The sequence below is a fragment of the Lacrimispora amygdalina genome, assembly GCF_003432035.1.
In the GTDB taxonomy this organism is placed as follows: domain Bacteria; phylum Bacillota; class Clostridia; order Lachnospirales; family Lachnospiraceae; genus Lacrimispora; species Lacrimispora amygdalina.
The window spans coordinates 1-20,094 of sequence record NZ_QOHO01000022.1 but is presented as its reverse complement, the minus strand read 5'-3'; the positions used below and the strand labels follow the sequence as shown (position 1 = coordinate 20,094).

Genomic DNA, 20,094 nt, shown 5'->3' with positions numbered 1-20,094 from the left:
AAAGGAATAATAAATGAGAAATTTAAAACAGATTGCCGCATTCAGTCTCGCTGCTGTACTCTCTTTTTCCGGCCCGGCGTTAAACGTCTGGGCCGGCAGCCCGGAGTTTTCCAGGACACAGGAGGAGTGGATGAAGCTTAGGGATAATGTGGTGGAATATGAGGAACTGGCTGATCTGATCCATGAATACAATGTGACTGTTCAAAAGAACCAGCTGGATCTCAATAATAAGAAAAAAGATGATCTGATTACCAGAGACCAGTATGCTCAGTATTACAGGGATGCGGCAGATGATGCAAGAAGTGCCATATCAGGCGATGATCCGGTTACTGATGCAAAAAGCGCAGTGAGCGCTGCAAAGGCGGATAAAGCGGCGGATGATAATACAGAGGATCTGGAGGTATACAGACTCACCTATGATCAGACTGAAGCAAATTTGGCTGCGCAGGCTCAGACCTTAATGATTACCTATTTCCAACAGAAGAACCAACTGGAAAGCTCACAATTAGAATTAGAGCGTTCTGAGGCAGATTATCAGACAACACTGGCAAAGCAAAGCGCAGGTATGGTAACCCAGGCTGATATACTTGCAGCCCGGGAAACCATACAAAACACCAGTGTCTCCATGGAGAAACTTCGTGCGTCGGTGGAAGAAACAAGACAAAAATTCTGCGTAATGCTGGGCTGGAATTACAATGATTCTCCTGAAATCCGGGATCTTCCGGCGGCAGACTCAGGACACATTCAATCATTGAATCCGGAGGCAGATAAGGAAAAAGCTCTGCAGAATAATTATACTATAAATATAAATAAGAGAAAGCTGGAAAATGCCAGTGCAGATATTACAAAGGAGACGTTAAAAAGAACCATCTCAAGCAATGAGCAGAGCATCAGCACAGCACTTGTAAAGGCTTATCAGGCAGTTTTGCAGGCGAATGCCGCCTATGAACAGGCAGTTACGGAATATAATCTGGAAAGTAAAACCATGGATGTCATTCGGCAAAAATACCAGCTTGGTATGGTTAGCTCTCTTGTGTATCAAAAGCAGGAAAATACATACAAAACAAAAAGTATTGCGGTAAAATCCGCAGAGCTTACCCTTTTCTCCTCTGTCCAGACCTATGATAATACTGTAAACGGTCTTGCTTCTGCAGGAGGATGATGTGATGAAAAAGGCAGTTATTTTATCTTTCTGTATGGCAGCAGGACTTGCGGTTTCTTTCGTCATTCCTGTTTACGGTTCAACCGGACCCGGTCAGAAAGAGAATTCCATTCCAAATGGAATAACAAAAGAGCAGTGGGATAAATTAAATGATCAGACAATTGAGTTTGATGAGCTTTCTGATTTGGTACGTTATTTTAATCCGGGTATTCAAAATACAACAGATACTATTTATGACTCTCTGGACAATCAGCGATATATACAAAATGAAATGAAACGTTACATTATAGATTTAAATGATGAAGCGGATGAATTAAAAAATTCGGGTGCAGCAGACACTGCCCATGGAATGGAACAGTATATGATTCTAAATCAGACGGTAAAGAGCATGAAAGCGTCGGCAGAAAAAATGGGAAGATCACTGGACTATATGGATCGGTCCAATTCATCGGTTCAATCAAACATCACACAGGCAGTAAAGTCCAATACATATTATGCGAATCAGGTTATGATCAGTTATAACAATACACTGGCGAACCGAAATACACTTATAAAGGCAGCAGAATTAAGCAATGCTGCCCTGGAAACTCAAGAAATAAGCGTTAAGCAGGGGATTTCAACGGAATCAGATATATTGTCTGCTCAAAAGGAAGTTCAGTCAGCCCAAAATTCACTTCTAAAACTTGATCAAACCATTGACAGCTTTCGAAGCTCACTTTGTTTAATGACCGGATATTCTAAGGATACAACTCCTGTAATTGGTAATCTTCCAGACATCGATCCTGCTGCAATTTCTGCCATCAGCTTAGAAGCTGATACAGCAAAGGCGATAGGAAATAATTATAATCTCATATCAGAACGGCATACAGCTTCCAATCACTCTACAACCGGGTTGAATAACAAAATAGCCCGTGTTTCGGAGGGAGAACAAAACGTCGCAATTACGATGCAGTCCTATTATCAGGCGCTGCTGCAGGAAAAAAAATCGTATGAGGCTGCCTGTACCTCTTTTGAAAAGGCAGTATTGGAAAAAGAAAAAGCAGATCGTTCCTATCAGATTGGAATTCTAAGTAAAATCGGTTATATACAAGCCCAATTATCATATTTAAAAGCAGAAAGTGCAAAACAAAATGCCTATGGGTCTCTTTACCAGGCCTATGATACCTACCAGTGGGCAGTGAATGGAATCCTTATGAAATAAATTATAAGAACGGAACGAGGACATTGGATCAATAATATCCCCGTTCCTTTCTTATTGGCAAACTGCCGGATATTAGATTTTTATATATTACTTTGTCCGTATAACAGATTGTATGCGAGTGTTGTAAATACAACGTATTTGTTATAATTCCTATGATATGATTTAGTATGAAAAAACATCTTTATTTTTAAAAAAACAAATTTCAATCTGGAGAAATATTAAAAAAGATATTGTTGTGTTGTAATAACAACCGACATAAATGCGGTTCGATGATATTCTTAATGAGCAACAAGGCAATAGCACATTGTTGAATCGCGCACAAACTCCCAAATGGGGTGTGTATAAATTTACTTTAGGAGGTAAGGAATATGAGCATGTTTTGCTATCAGTGTCAGGAGACAGCAAAGAACACAGGATGTACAGTGAAAGGTGTATGCGGCAAGACGGAAGAGGTTGCCAAGCTGCAGGATCTGCTTATCTATGCAGTAAAAGGAATTTCTGAAGTGGTGGTTAAGACAGGAACCAGTGCAGCAGATATCGCTGAAATTAATCATGAAGCAGTAAAGAGCCTTTTTATTACCATCACCAATGCGAACTTCGATGCGGCAGCGATTGAAGCACAGATTTTAAAGGTACTTGGCTTAAGAGATGAGCTTGCGGCAAAAAAAGGTTACACAGGCAATCAGGATGCAGCTGTTTTCCACGTAACTACAAGAGAAGCAATGCTTGAGAAGGCAGCTACAGTAGGCGTTCTTGCCACAGAGAATGAGGATGTACGTTCCTTAAGAGAGCTGATTATCTATGGTATTAAAGGTATGGCTGCTTATGTAGAGCACGCAATTAATCTTGGCAAAGAAAACACCGACATCTATGGATTTATGTATAAAGGGCTGGCAGCAACTCTTGATAACACCCTTTCTGCAGATGATCTGGTTGCTTTAACATTACAGACAGGAGAAGTTGGCGTAACAGCCATGGCACTTCTTGATGAAGCCAATACTTCCCGTTACGGCAATCCGGAAATCACTTCTGTTAATATTGGTGTCAGAAAGAATCCGGCTATCTTAATCTCCGGTCATGACTTAGCAGATATGGAACAGCTTTTAGAGCAGACTGCCGGAACAGGCGTAGATGTTTATACCCACGGCGAGATGCTTCCCGCTCATTACTATCCTGCATTCAAAAAGTATGATCATTTTGCAGGAAACTACGGAAATGCATGGTGGAAACAGTTAGAAGAGTTTGAGTCCTTCCATGGTCCGGTTCTCTTTACAACCAACTGTATCGTTCCTCCAAGAACACCGGAGGCAGCAGCTAAAATCTTCACGACCGGCGCTACCGGCTTCCCGGGATGCACACATATTGAAGCAGATGAAAATGGAAAGAAAGATTTCTCAGCAATCATCGAGCTTGCAAAGACACTTCCTAGTCCGGAAGAGATTGAAACTGGCTCTATTATAGGCGGATTCGCACATAATCAGGTATTTGCACTGGCAGACCAGGTGGTTGATGCTGTAAAATCCGGCGCCATCAAGAAATTCTTTGTAATGGCAGGCTGCGACGGCAGAGCGAAATCAAGAAACTACTATACAGAGTTTGCCCAGAAGCTTCCAAAGGATACGGTAATCCTGACAGCAGGCTGTGCAAAATATAAATACAACAAGCTGAATCTGGGCGATATCGGCGGTATTCCGAGAGTCCTTGATGCAGGTCAGTGCAACGATTCTTATTCCCTTGCAGTTATTGCAATGAAGTTAAAGGAAATCTTCGGCCTGGCTGATATCAATGAGCTTCCCATCGCTTATAACATTGCCTGGTATGAGCAGAAAGCGGTTATCGTGCTCCTTGCACTCCTTCATCTTGGCGTAAAGAACATTCACTTAGGACCGACATTACCAGGATTTTTATCTCCTAATGTTGCAAAGGTGCTTGTAGATACCTTTGGTATTGCAGGAATCGGAGAAGTGGATGATGATATCGAATTATTCATGAATGCATAATTATAAATATTAAAAAAAGTCCATCGGATCTGTTGTTTTAAACAGCAGTCTGATGGACCTTTTTTGCTCTTATACAGTACAGTTCTGGCCGTTATTCATATTTTACCAGCACTATCAAAGTTTAACAACATAAGACGACAGATCAAAATTCATTCATAGAACGGTTATCTAATGCAATTTGTCGAATAAAGTATTTTACTGAAAATAGTGCACAAAATATATGGCATATTTTTATGAAATTTCACATCTTGAATAAAACCCGGATGTAAAGTAAAATGTGTATAAATTAAATTAATTAATTAATTGCTTTTACATTTTTTCAGAGGTGAAATATGAAAGAAATAAGTATGGATTTGATAGACGGTTCCTCATGGCTTACGCCTGAGGAAATTACAGGCAAAATGGAGGAATACGCCTCTTACCTCGATGAAGTAAAGTACGGGGAAGAGCAGTATGAAGAAAACCTTGGCTGGCTTGATGTAAATGAGTGGGCAGGTGAAAAGTGGATCACTTACTATCAGAAATTAGCAGCAGATGTACGGAAGAATGCAGATGTGTTCGTAGTGATCGGTATCGGCGGATCGAATCAGGCGGCGCGTGCGGTGGTGGAGGCAATTGGTGAGACCGGTCCGGTTACGATTATATGGGCGGGTAACAGTATTTCTGCAGACAGTATCCGTAATGTACTGCAGGAATTAAAAGGAAAGAGTGTTTACATAAATCTAATCGCTAAAAATTTTGAAACGCTGGAACCTGGCATCGGATTTCGCGCTCTTCGCAGTTTTATGAAAAAAGAATATGGGGAAGAATATGCAAAGCGTGTGATCTGTACCGGAACGGAAGGAAGTCATCTGGATATGCTTTGCAAGATGAACGGATTTCACTTTCTGCCGTTTCCGCTTAATATCGGAGGAAGATTTACGGCCCTTTCCCCGGTAGGACTGTTCCCTATGGCTGTGGCAGGAATTGATATTGAAGCAATTGCTGCAGGCGCACAGTGCATGCGCCAGAGACTGCTTAAGGAAAGTGCTTCTGAGAGTATGGCTCTGAAATATGCAGTGATAAGAAACCTGTTGTATCAGAAGGGATTTGGCATGGAGATGCTTTCTTATTTCGAGCCGCGCTACTTCCGCTTCGCAAAGTGGTGGATGCAGCTGTTTGGCGAGAGCGAAGGAAAAGACAACAAAGGGTTATATCCTTTGTTTGGCAATTTTTCTGAGGATCTGCATTCGATCGGCCAGTTTTTACAGGATGGATCAAATATTATTTTCGAGACTTTTTTGGATATTCAGAATACAGGTGCATCTTACGTTCTGCACAATGATAATGTGGACGATCTCTTTGATTATTTAGACGGTAAGGATTTCGATGAAATAAACCGGGCAGCATTTGAGGCGACAATAACAGCACACAGTAAAAAGTTTCCCTGTGTGAAAATAAGTGTTCCTGCTGTTGACGAGGAGACGTTTGGCCAGCTGTTTTATTTCTTCGAGTTTGTCTGTTATTTATCGGCAAAGATTCTGGGGGTTAACCCGTTTGACCAGCCAGGAGTGGAAGCGTATAAACAGCATATGTTTCAGGCTCTGGGAAAGAACAGACAACGGAAGCAGGCAAACAGTTATGGGACAGCTGTCGGTGACAGAAGTGCCGGAGGTATCTCTTTTTAATATCAGGTGCGTGAAACACACTTGAAATAATAAGGCATCAGAGAAGGAGGAATTTTTTATGAAAAAAAGTTTTAAGAAGTTTTGCTCGCTTGCCCTGGCTGTGGTAATGACAGCTTCTACGCTGGCAGGCTGCGGCGGTTCTAAGTCAGAAACGTCAGAAAGCAGTGCAGGCAGTGCCGCAGCTGAAAGTACAACAGCAGGCAGCGGTGATACTCAGGCAGCAGCCACAGGCGGCGATGGTGTATTGGATATCGGTTATAACCAGATGGTGGAAAGCTTAACACCATTCAGGGGTAATACCTTAAGAAATGCTCCGTTTATGACCCAGCTGTATGAATCTCTGGCAGTTGTAAATGAAATCCGGGAAATGGAACCACTGGTAGCAAAATCATGGAAAACAGATGATGATGGATTTACATATAATATTGAAATCTGGGACAGAGTAAGCGATTCCGCAGGAAATAAAATCGATGCGTCTGATATTGTCTGGTTTATGCAGGAATCCATGAAACGGGCATTAAAGCCTGTATTTGCAAAGGTTGAAAGTGTGGAACAGACTGGCGACTATACATTGACAGTCAAGATGAAATCCAATATTGTGGGTACATTTGAGTCTCTTTTAAGAGATACCTACGCAATCTCTAAAAAAGCATTTGAAGCCAGCCCGGATGAATTCGGTGCGTCACTGGTTTCCACATCACCTTACATGATTACGGAATATACAGCAAATTCCAAATTGTCCTTTGAAAAGAGAAGTGATTATTGGCAGGATGAAGCAAATATGCCAAAATGTGTACGTCCTTCTGTTAAGAAGCTCAGCTATCACTGTATTACAGAATCTTCCCAGATGGCAATTGCTTTGGAAACCGGTATTGTAGACATGGTAATAGCTCTTGATCCATCTTCTGTAAAACAATTTGCAGACAATAAGGATTACACAGTTGAACTGGCAGATGGTTCTCAGGGATATCAGATGTTTTTCTCCGGCGCAGACACCAGTGTAGTTGCAAATAATGTGAAACTGCGTCAGGCAATCTGCTACAGCATTGATGAGAATGGTCTGATCACTGGTCTTCTTCAGGGCTATGGAACTCCAATGTATGATGTCTGCCCGCCGATGTTTAACGGATTTAACCAGAAGTGGATGGAAGAAGATTATTACAATTACAATGTTGACAAGGCAAAACAGCTGCTTGCAGATTCCGGCTATAACGGTGAACCAATCAGCATCCTTACAACCAGTAACACATTGTCTCAGAGAATGGCGCAGATGCTCCAGAGCTACTTAATGGCAATCGGCATCAAGGTTGAGTTAAAAATAGTTGATATGGCGTTATACACCTCCATTCGTCTGGATGGTACCCAGTATGACATTGTACTTAATACAATCGGTGGAACATTCTTAAGTGACCACTGGTCTATCCGGTATGACCCCGCTGCTTATAAGACCGGAGATGCAACAAGCCGTCATGACAATACTCTGGCAGAGCTTTTATATAAGACCTGGACACCAAGTGGTTATACAGAGGAAAACATTGATGCAGTTCATAAGTATATCAAGGATAATGCAATTGCGTATGGAATGTTTAATCCCCAGACGATTGTAGTAATAAGAAAAGATGCAGGTTTAGAAAAAGAAGTACTTGAGTACCAGGGTTATATTGCTCCGGCATCCAGTACATTTACCAATTACTAAAAATATCAGAAGCAGAACAGTTTTATACTAATTCTAAGCTGAGGTGCGCAGAGAAGCACAACAAGGCTGCGCACCAGTCAGCTTCAATGGAGAATAATATATGTTAAAATATGTATTGAAACGATTGATCTGGATGATACCGATTGTTCTGGGAGTTGCAATTCTGGTTTTTATTATGATGACCTTCTGCCCGGGAAAGCCGGAGGAAATTATCCTTGGTCCTTCCGCGACGGAAACAGAACTTGTTGCGAAACGTCTGGAACTGGGACTGGATGATCCGATTGTGCTTCGCCTCGGCCGGTATATGAGTGATGTTTTTATCCATTTTGACCTTGGAAAGTCCTGGCTGACCAATGTGGATATTACCAGTTCTATTAAGGAACGTCTTCCAAGAACATTGATGCTGACTATTACTACCTTATTAATATCCGTTGGTATTGGTATTCCATTGGGTGTGATAGCTGCAATCAAGCAGAATAAATGGCAGGATTCCCTGTGTATGGTGCTTGCACTGATTGGTGTGGCAATCCCCAATTTCTGGCTTGCGTTGCTGCTTGTTTTACAGTTTTCTGTAAAACTCAACTGGCTCCCTGCTTTGGGAATCGGAACCGGGCTGGCCGGAATTAAATTTTACATTCTGCCTGCAATTTCCGGAAGTACTGGAGGACTTGCAAGCTGTGCCAGACAAACCCGGTCTGCCATGTTAGATGTAATCCGTGCCGATTATATCACAACTGCCCGTTCAAAAGGTGTGCCGGAACGGGATGTAATTATGAAACATGCTTTAAAAAACAGTTTAATCCCTATTATAACTGTTATGGGAACCATGTTTGGCCATTTCCTTGGAGGAGCGATGATCATTGAAACAATCTTTGCTATTCCGGGTATGGGCACCTATATTATCGGTGCTGTAAACAGCCGTGATTATCCCATCGTGCAGGGCGGCTCCATATTCCTTGCAATCACATTCAGCTTCTGTATGCTTATTGTAGATTTACTTTATGCACTGGTAGATCCGCGAATCAAAGCGCAATATGCATCAGGCAGGAAGAAAAGGAAGGTGAAAGCAAATGCCTAAGACGACCGGACATGCCAAGAATCAGGGCGGTTTTACAGCTGTTATAAGACAGATGAGAAAGAATAAAGCGGCAATGCTTGGCCTTTTAATTCTTTCGACTGAAATCATCCTGGCAATTCTGGCACCTTACATTATACCTTATGATTATTCCTTTATGGACATGGCAAATATGTTTGCCAAACCATCATTTTCCCATCCGTTTGGATGCGATGATATGGGAAGAGATATATTCAGCCGTGTACTTTTTGGCGCAAGATATTCCATTTCCATCGGTATTATAGCGGTTGCCATTGGTTCCGTTATTGGTTGTACCATTGGTGCAATTGCCGGTTATTTCGGCGGACAGGTGGACAATCTCATCATGCGTTTTCTGGATATCATTCAGGCAATTCCGGGAATGCTTTTAATGATCGTTATTTCTGCCGTACTGGGGCCTGGTTATTTTAATACAATTGTTGCATTATCCATAGGAAGTATTTCCGGTATGGCCAGAATGCTCCGGGCCCAGATGCTGAAGGAGAGGGAAAACGAATACATTGAGGCAGCCCAGTCCATTAACTGCAGCAAATTCCGTATTATTACAAGTCATCTGCTTCCCAACTGTATTTCACCCATGATTGTATCTGCCACAATGGGAGTGGCGCAGACCATAACGCTGGCTGCTGGTTTAAGCTTTATCGGTCTGGGTGTTCAGCCTCCTATTCCTGAATGGGGTGCCATGTTATCTGCAGCCCGCCAGTTTATTCGTCAGGCTCCTCATCTGGTTTATTTTCCGGGACTTGCGATTGCAGTGACGGTACTTGCATTGAATTTACTGGGAGACGGCTTAAGAGATGCTCTGGATCCCAAATTGAAGAATTAAGGAAGGAGGAACAGCTGTGCATCAGAAAGAAATTAATACAGAAATGCCGTTCCTTTCTATAAAGGACTTAAAGGTGGAATACAAATCGGATGGACAGATTGTACATGCCGTAAATGATGTAAGCCTTCAGCTGGAGCGGGGAAAAACCCTGGGGCTGGTTGGTGAGACCGGCGCGGGTAAAACTACCATAGCAAAATCTATTCTAAGGATTTTACCTGATGTGGGCAGTCATATTGCCAATGGTGAGATCTACCTGGAAGGGGAGAATCTTTTGAAGCTGTCGGAAACCGACATGAGAAAGATCCGGGGCAACAAGGTTTCCATGATTTTTCAGGATCCCATGACGGCATTAAATCCAGTCCTGCGTGTGGGCGATCAGATCGCAGAGGTAGTGAGCCTGCACAGTGATAACAACAATCGTGCAGAACATGAAAAAAGAGCAAAAGAGATGCTTGAAATTGTCGGTATTCCTGCAGAACGTTATTACGCATACCCCCATCAGTTTTCCGGCGGTATGAAGCAGAGAGTTGTCATTGCCATTGCTCTGGCGTGCAATCCCGACCTTCTGCTGGCAGATGAACCGACAACCGCTCTCGATGTGACCATTCAGGCACAGGTGCTTGATTTAATAGCAGAGTTAAGAAACAAATATAATACAGCCATGCTGTTAATCACCCACGATATGGGAGTTGTTGCCCAGGTTTGTGATACAGTAGCAGTTATCTATGCAGGCAGCATTATTGAATATGGAACAAAGCAGCAGATTTTTAAACATCCCTCCCACCCATATACCATCGGTTTGTTTGGGGCAATCCCTGATATGAATGAGGATGAAGAGTGGCTGCACCCAATTGACGGACTGCCGCCGGATCCAACCAACCTGCCTCAGGGCTGTTCCTTTGCGCCCCGATGCAAATATGCAACAGATGCGTGCCGGAAGGAATCAATCAGCATGTATAGGACTCAGGATGGACACGACTGCCGCTGCTGCCGTATCGAAGCCGTTATGAAGGGGGAGGATTAAATGAATCCGGTTATTGAAGTAAAGAATTTAAAAAAATATTTTACAACCCCCCGCGGCATGCTTCATGCTGTTGATGACGTCACATTTACCATTGAAAAAGGGCGTACTCTGGGCGTTGTAGGAGAATCAGGCTGCGGGAAATCCACCCTTGGAAGAACGATTATTCATCTCCATGAGAGCACAGATGGACAGATTTTATTAAATGGACAGGATGTCACCAACTTAAAGGGTAAAAATTTACGGCAGGCCCGTGAAAAAATGCAGATTATTTTCCAGGATCCATACTCCTCTCTTGATCCCCGTAAAACCATTGACAGTACGATTCGGGAACCCTTAATCGTATCAAGGCGTTTTACAAAAAGCCAGATTGATCAGAAGACACAGGAATTGATGGATCTGGTTGGTATAGATGAGCGGTTGAGAAAAGCATATCCCCATGAACTTGACGGCGGACGAAGACAGAGAGTGGGCATTGCCCGTGCTCTGGCATTAGAGCCGGAGTTTGTGGTGTGCGATGAGCCGGTATCTGCTCTTGATGTATCAATTCAGGCACAGGTACTCAACCTTTTAAAGAAGCTTCAGAAGGAAAAGGGACTGACCTATATGTTTGTGACGCATGACATGTCTGTGGTCCGTCACATTTCCGACGATATTTGTGTAATGTACTTAGGACAGGTAGTTGAAAAATGCTCCTCTAAGGAGCTGTTTCAGAATCCGCTTCATCCTTATACAAGAGCATTGCTTTCTGCAATCCCTTCCACAGATATTGATAAACCGAATAAGCGTGAGATTTTGCGCGGTGAAATTACATCGCCGGTCAATCCAAAACCAGGATGCCGCTTTGCAGCCCGCTGTCCCTACGCGAAAGAGGAGTGCTTAAAACAGCAGAAGCAGGCGGAGGTATCCCCTGGACATTTTGTGACATGCTGCCGCCTTCATGAAATTAATTCCTCGTATAATTAACGAAGAAGACTCCAAAAACGCTAATGAAGAATCAGTGTTTTTGGAGTCTTTATAGCAGGATCAGAGATGAATGTCTCCTGCATTGTAGGTTTGTATCTTATTGCTGAAGCGCATTTGAATTTCATCCAGGCGCTGTTTTGAGTAGGTAAGGAAAATTAAGTCCTTTGGCGGCCAGTTAAACATCATGTCAAACCGTTCTTCGTCTGTGAAAGTATTTTTTGAAATGTAGATATAGAGTGATCCTGTATTCTTGGCATCTTTTCTGGTAAACAGCTTCGTTCCTGCAATACCCACTTCCGCAATTTCATCCCAGGAGAAGGTTTGAAGCGTCTTCCAGGGCAGAAAGCAGCGTATGCCTGTCTGGTCCACTGAAACTTTAGCAGCATAAGTGAGCATTGGTTTTATAAAGATAAGTCCGATCAGGAAAAATACTGCAGCTGACCCAAAACGGTGAATGATAATCAGACTGATAACAATAATGAGAGAAAACAGGACGGTGGCGATGCTGACTGCCGCCTTAAAGGTATCGACAAGGTATGTTTTTTTCATGTAATTATATTCCTCTCCTTAAATTAAATGATTTAAATAATTAAAACTATTATAACGAAAGAACTGCATTGTGTCAAATTGCAAAGATATAAAAATCATAAATATAAATGGAGGTATTTGATATGGAATTATACAAGGATCCGCATCAGCCGATAGAAGCAAGAGTGGAGGATCTTCTTTCCAAAATGACTCTTGAAGAGAAGGTTGCCCAGTTATGCGGTGATTTACCAGCTTCCTTTATTGAAGATGGAAAAGTAAATACAAAGCTGCTGAAAGAGAAATTTCCCGATGGTCATGGACGTTTCACCCAGTATTCTATTGTTGGTCTGGTAAGTCCTGAGCAGATCGCAAAGATCAGCAATCAGATACAGCGTTATTTTGTTGAAGAAACAAGACTGGGAATTCCTGTTGCATTACAGGCGGAGAATCTTTGCGGTTATCCGGCAGCCGGCGGCACCCTTTTCCCGGCAATGATCAACATGGGCTGTACCTGGGAGCCGGAACTTGCCGGGAAGATGAGTGAGATTATCGGTCAGGAGAGCCGCAGTGTGGGAATCACCTCCGCCATGAGCCCGGTAATCGATGTAGTTCAGGATCCCCGGTGGGGAAGAACCTATGAGACATTTGGAGAAGATCCATATCTGATCAGCCAGTTCGGCATACACTACGTAAAAGGAATGCAGGAACAGGGCGTCAGCTGTATCGCAAAGCATTTCTTAGGATATTCTTCAACACAGGGCGGCTTAAATACATCGGCATGCCGGATGGGAAAACGGGAGCTTTATGAAATATTTGCAACGCCTTTTGAAGCGGCGGACAAGCTGGCAGGACTGGATGCCATGATGGCCAATTACGGAGAAATTGATGGGCTTCCTGTGATTGTTAACAAAGATATTATTGAAAATCTGCTTCGCAAGACCATGGGCTTTGACGGAGTTTTAACATCTGACGGTGCGGCTGTACTAAAGACTTATCAATACTTTAAGGTTGCAAAAACCTATGAAGAAGCTGGATTTCTGGCCAAAAAGGCGGGTACTGACACTGAGATTCCGGTAGGAGCTGCCTTCCGCCAGCTGCCGAAGTATGTGCGTTCCGGTGAACTGAGTGAAGAATGCATCGATGCTTCAGTGCGCCGTATACTGACAGTAAAATTCAAACACGGCCTGTTTGAGAATCCTTATTGTGAGGAAGAGAAAGTTTCGATGGCTTTAAGCAATGCTTCTAAAAACGAATTAAGTGAAGAAATTGCAGCCAAATCAATGGTTCTTTTAAAGAATGACGGCGTGCTGCCTCTTAAAAAAGGAACAAAAGTAGCACTCATCGGCCCCCACGCTGATTCACTGAGATATCCGGTCAGCGGTTATACCTACCCGGCATATGTAGAAATGATGAAGGCCGGTGCCAGCGGTCAGGCAACTGGTTTTAACGGTCTGGCTGATGAGCAGGAAAAAGCACAAAGCAGTGAAAAGAAATACAAAGGACCTTTTGCAGTCATGTTTGATATGTTCTCCAAGGAAGAACAGGATTCCATGAATGATATGGAATCGGCTTTAAGGAGAACGGGTACCCGCAGTTTAAAAGAAGTTCTTACAGAGCGTTTCTCTGTATCCTATGCACAGGGCTGCAGTATTATAGGCGAAGAGACGGATGGTTTTGCCGAAGCTGTGGAAGCAGCGGAAGAATCAGATGTGATTGTGATGGCATGCGGCGGAAACTCCGGCTGGGTCAATGTAACCGGAGGTGAGGGAAAAGACCGCCAGTTCCTTGATTTACCAGGTGTTCAGCAGAAGCTTCTGGAAGCAGTTGCAGCGACAGGAAAACCGGTTGTACTTGTACTTTACGGACCAGGCGTGTTTGCCGTTAACTGGGCCCAGGAAAATTGCGGAGCGATTTTGCAGGCCTTTATGCCCGGACCATTTGCCGGAAAGGTTATTACCGATGTATTAGACGGAACATTAAATCCTGGAGGAAAGTTGACAATGACTGTGCCGAGAACAGCCGGGCAGATTCCGATCTATTACAACCACCGCATCGGATCCGGTTATAACAGCGGAGGAGATATCACTTCTTCCTCCATCTTTTCCGGGGGATATGTGGATGGTCCTGCTGATCCACTGTACTGCTTTGGTCATGGTCTCAGCTACACCACGTTTGAGCTTTCTGATATGGAAGTATCTGCCGCTGAAGTTCCCACAGACGGAAAACTGGAAATCAGCTGTAAAGTAAAAAATACCGGAGATTTGGCTGGTGATGAGGTAGTACAGCTGTATACCAGCTTTACTGAGGCACATGTTACCCGTCCAAACAAGCAGCTTTCCGGTTTCCTGCGCATGTCTCTGAAACCAGGTGAGGAAAAGCAGGTTGTATTCCATCTGGATATGGCACAGCTTGGGTATTACAACGAATGTATGGAATTTGTGGTTGAACCGGGAACGATGCACCTTATGATGGGCACAAGCTCCGCAAATCTTCCGTTAAACAGCAGTGTACTTCTGACTGGAAAACCGGCAGATGTAATGGGCAGACGTTCTTATGTTTGTCAGACAGAACTGCGTTAGTTTTAAAAAACGGAGGTCAGCTGAAAACTATGGCTGGCCTCTTTCATGTACTTTTACCGCTTTGCGAGAAAGGAAGAAAAACTTATGGATAAAAAACCCCATATTATTATCTTTAACCCGGATGAAATGCGCTCTGACTGTCTGGCTCATCTGGGGCAGAATAAGGCCGCCAAAACTCCGTTCTTAGATGAATTTGCCCGGACAGAAGGCGTATCGTTTCGCAATGCCTTCTGCCAGAATACGGTCTGTGTTCCCAGCCGGTGCAGCTTTTTTACCGGTCTCTACCCCCATGTGGGCGGGCATCGTACCATGCAGCATTTGCTGCGCAGCCATGAGTCAAGCCTGTTTTCCGAATTGAAGGACGCAGGTTATTATGTTTGGATGAACACCCGGAATGATTTAATTGCAGGACAGATACCAGGTCTTATGGAAAAGCATGCAACTGAGATCTATTATGGGGAGGAATGTCCCAAGCCGCCGGGTCCGGAAAAAAAGGATTTCAGAGGGCAGATGGGAGATAAGAACTATTACTCGCATTATGAAGGCAGGCTGTTGACAGATGCGAACGGAATTCATTATTCCGATGATGACGGAGTCGTGGATGCGGCGATTGAACGGATCTTTCATCGGGTAAATGACCAGCCGCTTTGTATGTTTCTTGGTTTAATGTATCCGCATACGCCCTATGCAGTGGAAGAGCCATACTTTTCAGCGATTGACCGAAGCCTGCTGCCCAGGCGTGCTGCGGCAGGAAGAGATAAGCCGGAAATGGAGTCAGCCTTAAAGAATCTCATGGCTATGGATTCCTATACGGAACAGGACTGGGATGAGCTGCGTGCCTGTTACTTAGGGATGTGCATGAAGGTGGATGAACAGTTCAGACGCTTATGTGATGCGCTCAAGGAAGCTGAAATCTACGATGATTGCGCGATCTTTTTCCTGAGCGATCACGGTGATTATGCCGGTGACTTTGATTTGCCGGAAAAATCCCAGAATACCTTTGAAGATTGTCTCACCAAGGTTCCGCTGCTCATAAAACCCCCTAAGGGAGAACTGGTTGATGCTGGAATCTCTGATTCTCTGGTGGAACTGGTGGATTTTTATGCAACTGTGATGGATTATGCCAATACAGCCCCCAGCCATGATCACTTTGGAAGGACTCTTAAGCCTGTTCTCAGGGACCGGAGTATAAAGCTGCGCGATTACGTTTTTTGTGAGGGCGGCAGAATGCCATGGGAAACCCAGGCCGATGAATACCATCCGGCTGCCGGCAGTTCCGGTGTAATTCCCAAAACCAGCATGTACTGGCCAAGGCAGACGGCCCAGCTTAATGCAGATGCCCACTGTAAAGGAACCATGATACGGGATTATTTCTATAAATATGTTCACCGGTCAAACGGACGTCATGAATTTTATGACCTTCAGTCGGATCCTCTTGAAGAAAATAATGTTTATGGTGAATCTGAGCACGAAGCAAAAACATTGGAACTAAAGCTTCGTCTTCTGGACTGGTATCAGCAGACCTGTGATGTAGTCCCAAGGGATTGTGACCGGCGTTTAAGCGATCGTATGATGTGGGCAAAGATAAAGCAGGATTGTCCGCCCCACCTTGAAAAAAAAGTGTGGGAAATGATCCGGGATGGTAAGGGGATGGCTTATATCAGAGCGCAATTGACGGCAGGAGCTGATGAATAAAAATTATAATTAATTTCATGAGATAGAACTGCATAACAGAATTATGCAGTTCTATTTGCTCATTTACTGGTACGAAAGGTAGAAAAATGGATAATAATATAAATCTAGGAGAAGAAAGAATAGGAAAGTTACTCTTGAAGCTTGCAATACCTTCTGTCATAGCGCAGTTGGTCAGCATGTTATACAATGTGGTTGACAGAATTTATATCGGACACATGCCCGAAACAGGAGACATCGCTTTAACAGGTCTGGGATTGTGCTTTCCAGTCATTATGATTATTTCGGCTTTTGCAGGTATGATTGGTCAGGGAGGTGCACCGAGGGCTGCTATTTATATGGGAAAAGGACAGCCGAAGGCTGCGGAAGAAGTGCTTGGAAATTGTGTGACGGTTTTGATTATTTTATCACTTTTTCTTACAATTATATTAGAAATATCATTGGAGCCAGTTTTGCGGTTATTTGGGGCAAGTGACAATAGCCTGTCATATGCCCTTCCCTATTTGCGTGTTTATATCCTGGGAACTGTTTTTGTTATGCTTACAATGGGATTGAATGCTCTCATTATCACCCAGGGCTATTCCGGGATCGGTATGGCGACTGTTATGATTGGTGCGATTTTAAATATCCTCTTGGATCCGCTTTTTATCTTTGTATTTAAAATGGGTGTTGTGGGGGCAGCCGTTGCAACCGTTATTTCTCAGATGGTATCAGCATTATGGGTATTACATATCCTGATTTCGTGTAAGACAAATCTAAAAATAAGATCTGATTGCCTGATTATCAGACCGGCTGTCATAATACCTGTATTATCTTTGGGTTTTTCTACTTTTATTATGACAGCAACAGAAAGCGCTTTGAGTATAGTATTTAATATATCACTTGCAAAGTATGGAGGTGATCTGGCAGTTGGTGCAATGACGATTATTGCAAGTCTTATGCAATTTCAGACGCTTCCCGCTCATGGGATTGCACAGGGCGCACAACCGATTATAAGCTTTAATTATGGGGCGGGTAAAGTAAAACGAGTTCAGAAAACATGTCAATTGCTGTTATTGTTAGATTTTGGCTACACATTTCTCTTCTGGATTCTGATTTATTGCTTCTCTGAATCTTTTGTAAAAATTTTTAATAACAGTTCACAGGAATTAATAACCATATCTGTTGAGGCAATCCGTGTTTATTTTGCGGTTTCTGGTATATTTGGAATCTTAATAGCAATTCAGAGGATATTTAATGCTCTTGGTCAAGCGAAACTGTCTCTGATTATTGCTTGTTTAAGAAAACTTATATTGCTTATTCCCCTGATTTATTTTTTACCCGTGTTTTTTGATGATAAGCTGTTTGCGGTGTTTCTGGCTGAGCCTGTCTCTGATTTTTTATCGATTAGTATTGCAATTGTATTATTTGCATTGAATATCAGAAAAATTCTTGCACGGGAAAGCTCTCAGGTAGTTATTCAATGAAAGTTTTTAAATCATTTTGCACTGCAGCAGCGGCGGCACCCAGAGCACCACTGTATATGTCGGGTTCAACAAACATAAAGTTGGTATCGATATCAGTGGCTGTATATAAATTACGATGGATGACATCCATAAGCTGATCTTTATTCTTCTGATTCTGAAAGATGTTTCCGTCGATCAGAATGCATTTGGGTCTGACGAAATTATCAATATTGGCAATGCCGATTCCCATGTGATAGACTGCATCTTCCAGGATCGCATTCACACTCTGGTCTCCTTCAGACTGGGCTTTTATTATTTCATATATGGTTGGAGATTCCGCATTTACGCAAATCCCGCGAAGAATATCTGCCTTGCCGCTGTTCAGTTCACTGATACAATTGGAAATGATCGCCCGTTCACTTGAGAATGCCTCAAGGCAGCCGTGGTTTCCGCATCGGCAGAGAGGACCGTGAGAGTCAACCACCATGTGTCCCACCTCGCCCTGACCGATGATAGATTCCCGAAAACGATCATGAGTATACATCAAAGGACAGGCAATACCTGTTGAAACCATAAAGTATGCAAAGGAGTGATAGTGATCCATTCGTTCATGATCAAATAAATAGGAGCCATAGGCTCTTGCGCTGGCATTGTTTTCGATTGAGATAGGACCGTTGTAGTTAAGCAGTCTGGATAAATCGCCTTTCAGATCTTTGTTTTTCCATTCATAGCCTGTAAGGACAATGAGTTTTCCCTTGTTGCGGTCGACGAGTCCCGGCATGCAAAGACCAATACCAGCGATTTTGGACTTTGGTATTTTACTGGTCCGAAGAAGCTTCTTAACCAGCTCCGAAGTTTCTGTCATGATTTCATCATAATCACTGTAGGCCGTATCATCTGCAATTGCTTTTATCAGTTTACCACGGTAATCGGTGATGCAGGCACGGCGCAGTGTACCGCGTGTTTCAATTCCAATAAAATAACCGCCATCGTCTGAAATATCAATGAGAGATGCCTTTCGCCCAAGGGTTTTTCCGGAAGTTTTTGTATTTTCCACCTCTTTAATAAGTCCTTTGGAAAGTAAAAAATTCACAGTGGTGGTGATTGTAGGAAGGGTAAGTGACAGCTTTTCTGATATTTCAATTCTGGAAATGGGGCCATCGTGATAAATCATCTGGCGAATCGCGGACTGATTCGTGACCTTAACTCTTGATAAATTATTTCCATTGGCAATCTGCATGTTATTTGGATCCTTTCTGTATATGTATCAAATATTTTTCTATCATTATTTTAAATGAGGATAACGGGGGATGATATGCTCCTGTGTTGCAAGGTCAATCAGGTTTAAGTCGTCAATTACCTGCTGGGGATTGAAGAAACGGACAAAGTCATCAATCATTTTCGTACCCTTAAGAGCAAGTTCATCACGTTCGGCAATGGATCGACAGCCTTCGCCCCCGCCATGGTCTGAAAATTCTTCATAGAAAAATCCCACATTACCAGGTGAGGTTGCCACGGCGTTCAGTCTTTGAACCGCAGATTTTAGGGGATTTCCCGAAGCGCCATGAAGCGGTTCTTCCTTCTGTCCGGCATCAGGGTCAACGAAGAGGTAATCCAACTGGTTCATCTGTTTATAAGCGCCGTACATAAGCTCTTTTAACGGCATGCCCTTAACCTGCCAGCCGTTATCTTTTGCAATCTGTATTGCCTGCAGCAGGCTGATATGAACGAACGGGACTTTTTTGTCATGAAATGCATCCATAATAAAACTGTTGATTGTTAAATAGGCAGGACCATGACCGGAGACATAAATCTGCTTACGAAATCCCTGTTTTAACAGGCTGTCAGACAGCTGCCTCAGATAAGATGCACCTTCTGCAATACTTAAGTATACCGTACCCCGTCCCGTCCGTGTCGCACCCGGATAAAAGAAGGGGAGACCGGTTAACGACAGACTGTCGGTGGCCTGGGCCATCTTTTCCGCAATCGCTTCCACATAAATCGTTTCACAATCAAGTGGTAAATCACCATGAAGCTCCACAGTTCCCACAGGGATAAAAATAACATCTCTGCCGCGGTCTAAATACTCCTCAACTTCAACATTTCTCATCTTATTTAAAATATGTGTTTTCATATTTCCTCCAGGGCTGTTTAACAATAATTAAATGATTTAATATTCATAATAGCAGAATAATTA

At 43.2% G+C, this 20,094-nt stretch carries 15 protein-coding genes; 12 read left to right on the top strand and 3 right to left on the bottom strand.

From position 1 onward, the window contains the following. Positions 1-13: 13 nt before the first annotated feature. The 9 genes from DS742_RS07595 to DS742_RS07555 all read left to right on the top strand — a co-directional run bounded on the left by DS742_RS07595 (position 14) and on the right by DS742_RS07555 (position 11,653). Positions 14-1,162 carry a TolC family protein gene (locus DS742_RS07595; protein ID WP_117416389.1) on the top strand — a complete coding sequence of 383 codons (1,149 nt, stop codon included), beginning with the start codon at positions 14-16 and terminating at the stop codon, positions 1,160-1,162. Between the two features lie 4 nt (positions 1,163-1,166). Next, positions 1,167-2,363: a TolC family protein gene (locus DS742_RS07590; protein WP_117416388.1), complete on the top strand. Its 1,197-nt coding sequence runs from the start codon at positions 1,167-1,169 to the stop codon at positions 2,361-2,363. A 368-nt stretch (positions 2,364-2,731) separates the two neighbouring features. Next, positions 2,732-4,363: a hydroxylamine reductase gene (hcp, locus tag DS742_RS07585; protein ID WP_117416387.1), complete on the top strand. Its 1,632-nt coding sequence runs from the start codon at positions 2,732-2,734 to the stop codon at positions 4,361-4,363. A 332-nt stretch (positions 4,364-4,695) separates the two neighbouring features. Continuing rightward, complete coding sequence (locus DS742_RS07580) at positions 4,696-6,030, top strand: phosphoglucose isomerase-related protein (RefSeq protein ID WP_117416386.1); 1,335 nt, start codon at positions 4,696-4,698, stop codon at positions 6,028-6,030. 58 nt (positions 6,031-6,088) lie between these two features. Next, complete coding sequence (locus DS742_RS07575) at positions 6,089-7,726, top strand: ABC transporter substrate-binding protein (RefSeq protein ID WP_117416385.1); 1,638 nt, start codon at positions 6,089-6,091, stop codon at positions 7,724-7,726. A gap of 100 nt (positions 7,727-7,826) precedes the next feature. Next, a complete protein-coding gene (locus DS742_RS07570; protein ID WP_117416384.1) occupies positions 7,827-8,804 on the top strand; it encodes an ABC transporter permease in 978 nt (325 codons plus the stop codon). After that, positions 8,797-9,666, top strand: coding sequence for an ABC transporter permease (locus DS742_RS07565; RefSeq protein ID WP_117416383.1), 870 nt, complete (start codon positions 8,797-8,799; stop codon positions 9,664-9,666). The genes DS742_RS07570 and DS742_RS07565 overlap by 8 nt, the downstream gene beginning before the upstream one ends. Positions 9,667-9,682: 16 nt before the next feature. Then, a complete protein-coding gene (locus DS742_RS07560; RefSeq protein ID WP_375340421.1) occupies positions 9,683-10,690 on the top strand; it encodes an ABC transporter ATP-binding protein in 1,008 nt (335 codons plus the stop codon). Beyond that, a complete protein-coding gene (locus DS742_RS07555) occupies positions 10,691-11,653 on the top strand; it encodes an ABC transporter ATP-binding protein (RefSeq protein WP_117416382.1) in 963 nt (320 codons plus the stop codon). It begins immediately after the preceding gene. 60 nt (positions 11,654-11,713) lie between these two features. Here the strand turns inward: DS742_RS07555 and DS742_RS07550 are convergent, their stop codons facing one another. Further along, positions 11,714-12,202 carry a hypothetical protein gene (locus tag DS742_RS07550; protein ID WP_117416381.1) on the bottom strand — a complete coding sequence of 163 codons (489 nt, stop codon included), beginning with the start codon at positions 12,200-12,202 and terminating at the stop codon, positions 11,714-11,716. A 122-nt stretch (positions 12,203-12,324) separates the two neighbouring features. On the opposite strand from DS742_RS07550, the gene DS742_RS07545 reads away from it, so the two are divergent. The 3 genes from DS742_RS07545 (at position 12,325) to DS742_RS07535 (ending at position 17,918) form a co-directional block, all read left to right on the top strand. After that, positions 12,325-14,760 carry a glycoside hydrolase family 3 N-terminal domain-containing protein gene (locus tag DS742_RS07545; protein ID WP_170313386.1) on the top strand — a complete coding sequence of 812 codons (2,436 nt, stop codon included), beginning with the start codon at positions 12,325-12,327 and terminating at the stop codon, positions 14,758-14,760. 84 nt (positions 14,761-14,844) lie between these two features. Then, positions 14,845-16,455, top strand: coding sequence for a sulfatase family protein (locus DS742_RS07540; protein ID WP_117416411.1), 1,611 nt, complete (start codon positions 14,845-14,847; stop codon positions 16,453-16,455). Positions 16,456-16,541: 86 nt separating this feature from the next. Further along, the gene (locus DS742_RS07535; RefSeq protein WP_117416379.1) at positions 16,542-17,918 is read left to right on the top strand and encodes an MATE family efflux transporter; all 1,377 of its coding nucleotides are present in this window, start codon (positions 16,542-16,544) and stop codon (positions 17,916-17,918) included. Here the strand turns inward: DS742_RS07535 and DS742_RS07530 are convergent. Further along, complete coding sequence (locus tag DS742_RS07530; RefSeq protein ID WP_117416378.1) at positions 17,908-19,137, bottom strand: ROK family transcriptional regulator; 1,230 nt, start codon at positions 19,135-19,137, stop codon at positions 17,908-17,910. The two genes, DS742_RS07535 and DS742_RS07530, sit on opposite strands and share 11 nt — an antisense overlap. A 45-nt stretch (positions 19,138-19,182) precedes the next feature. Continuing rightward, positions 19,183-20,031 (bottom strand): creatininase family protein, encoded by an 849-nt coding sequence (locus DS742_RS07525; protein ID WP_117416377.1) that lies wholly within the window; start codon positions 20,029-20,031, stop codon positions 19,183-19,185. Positions 20,032-20,094 lie beyond the last annotated feature (63 nt).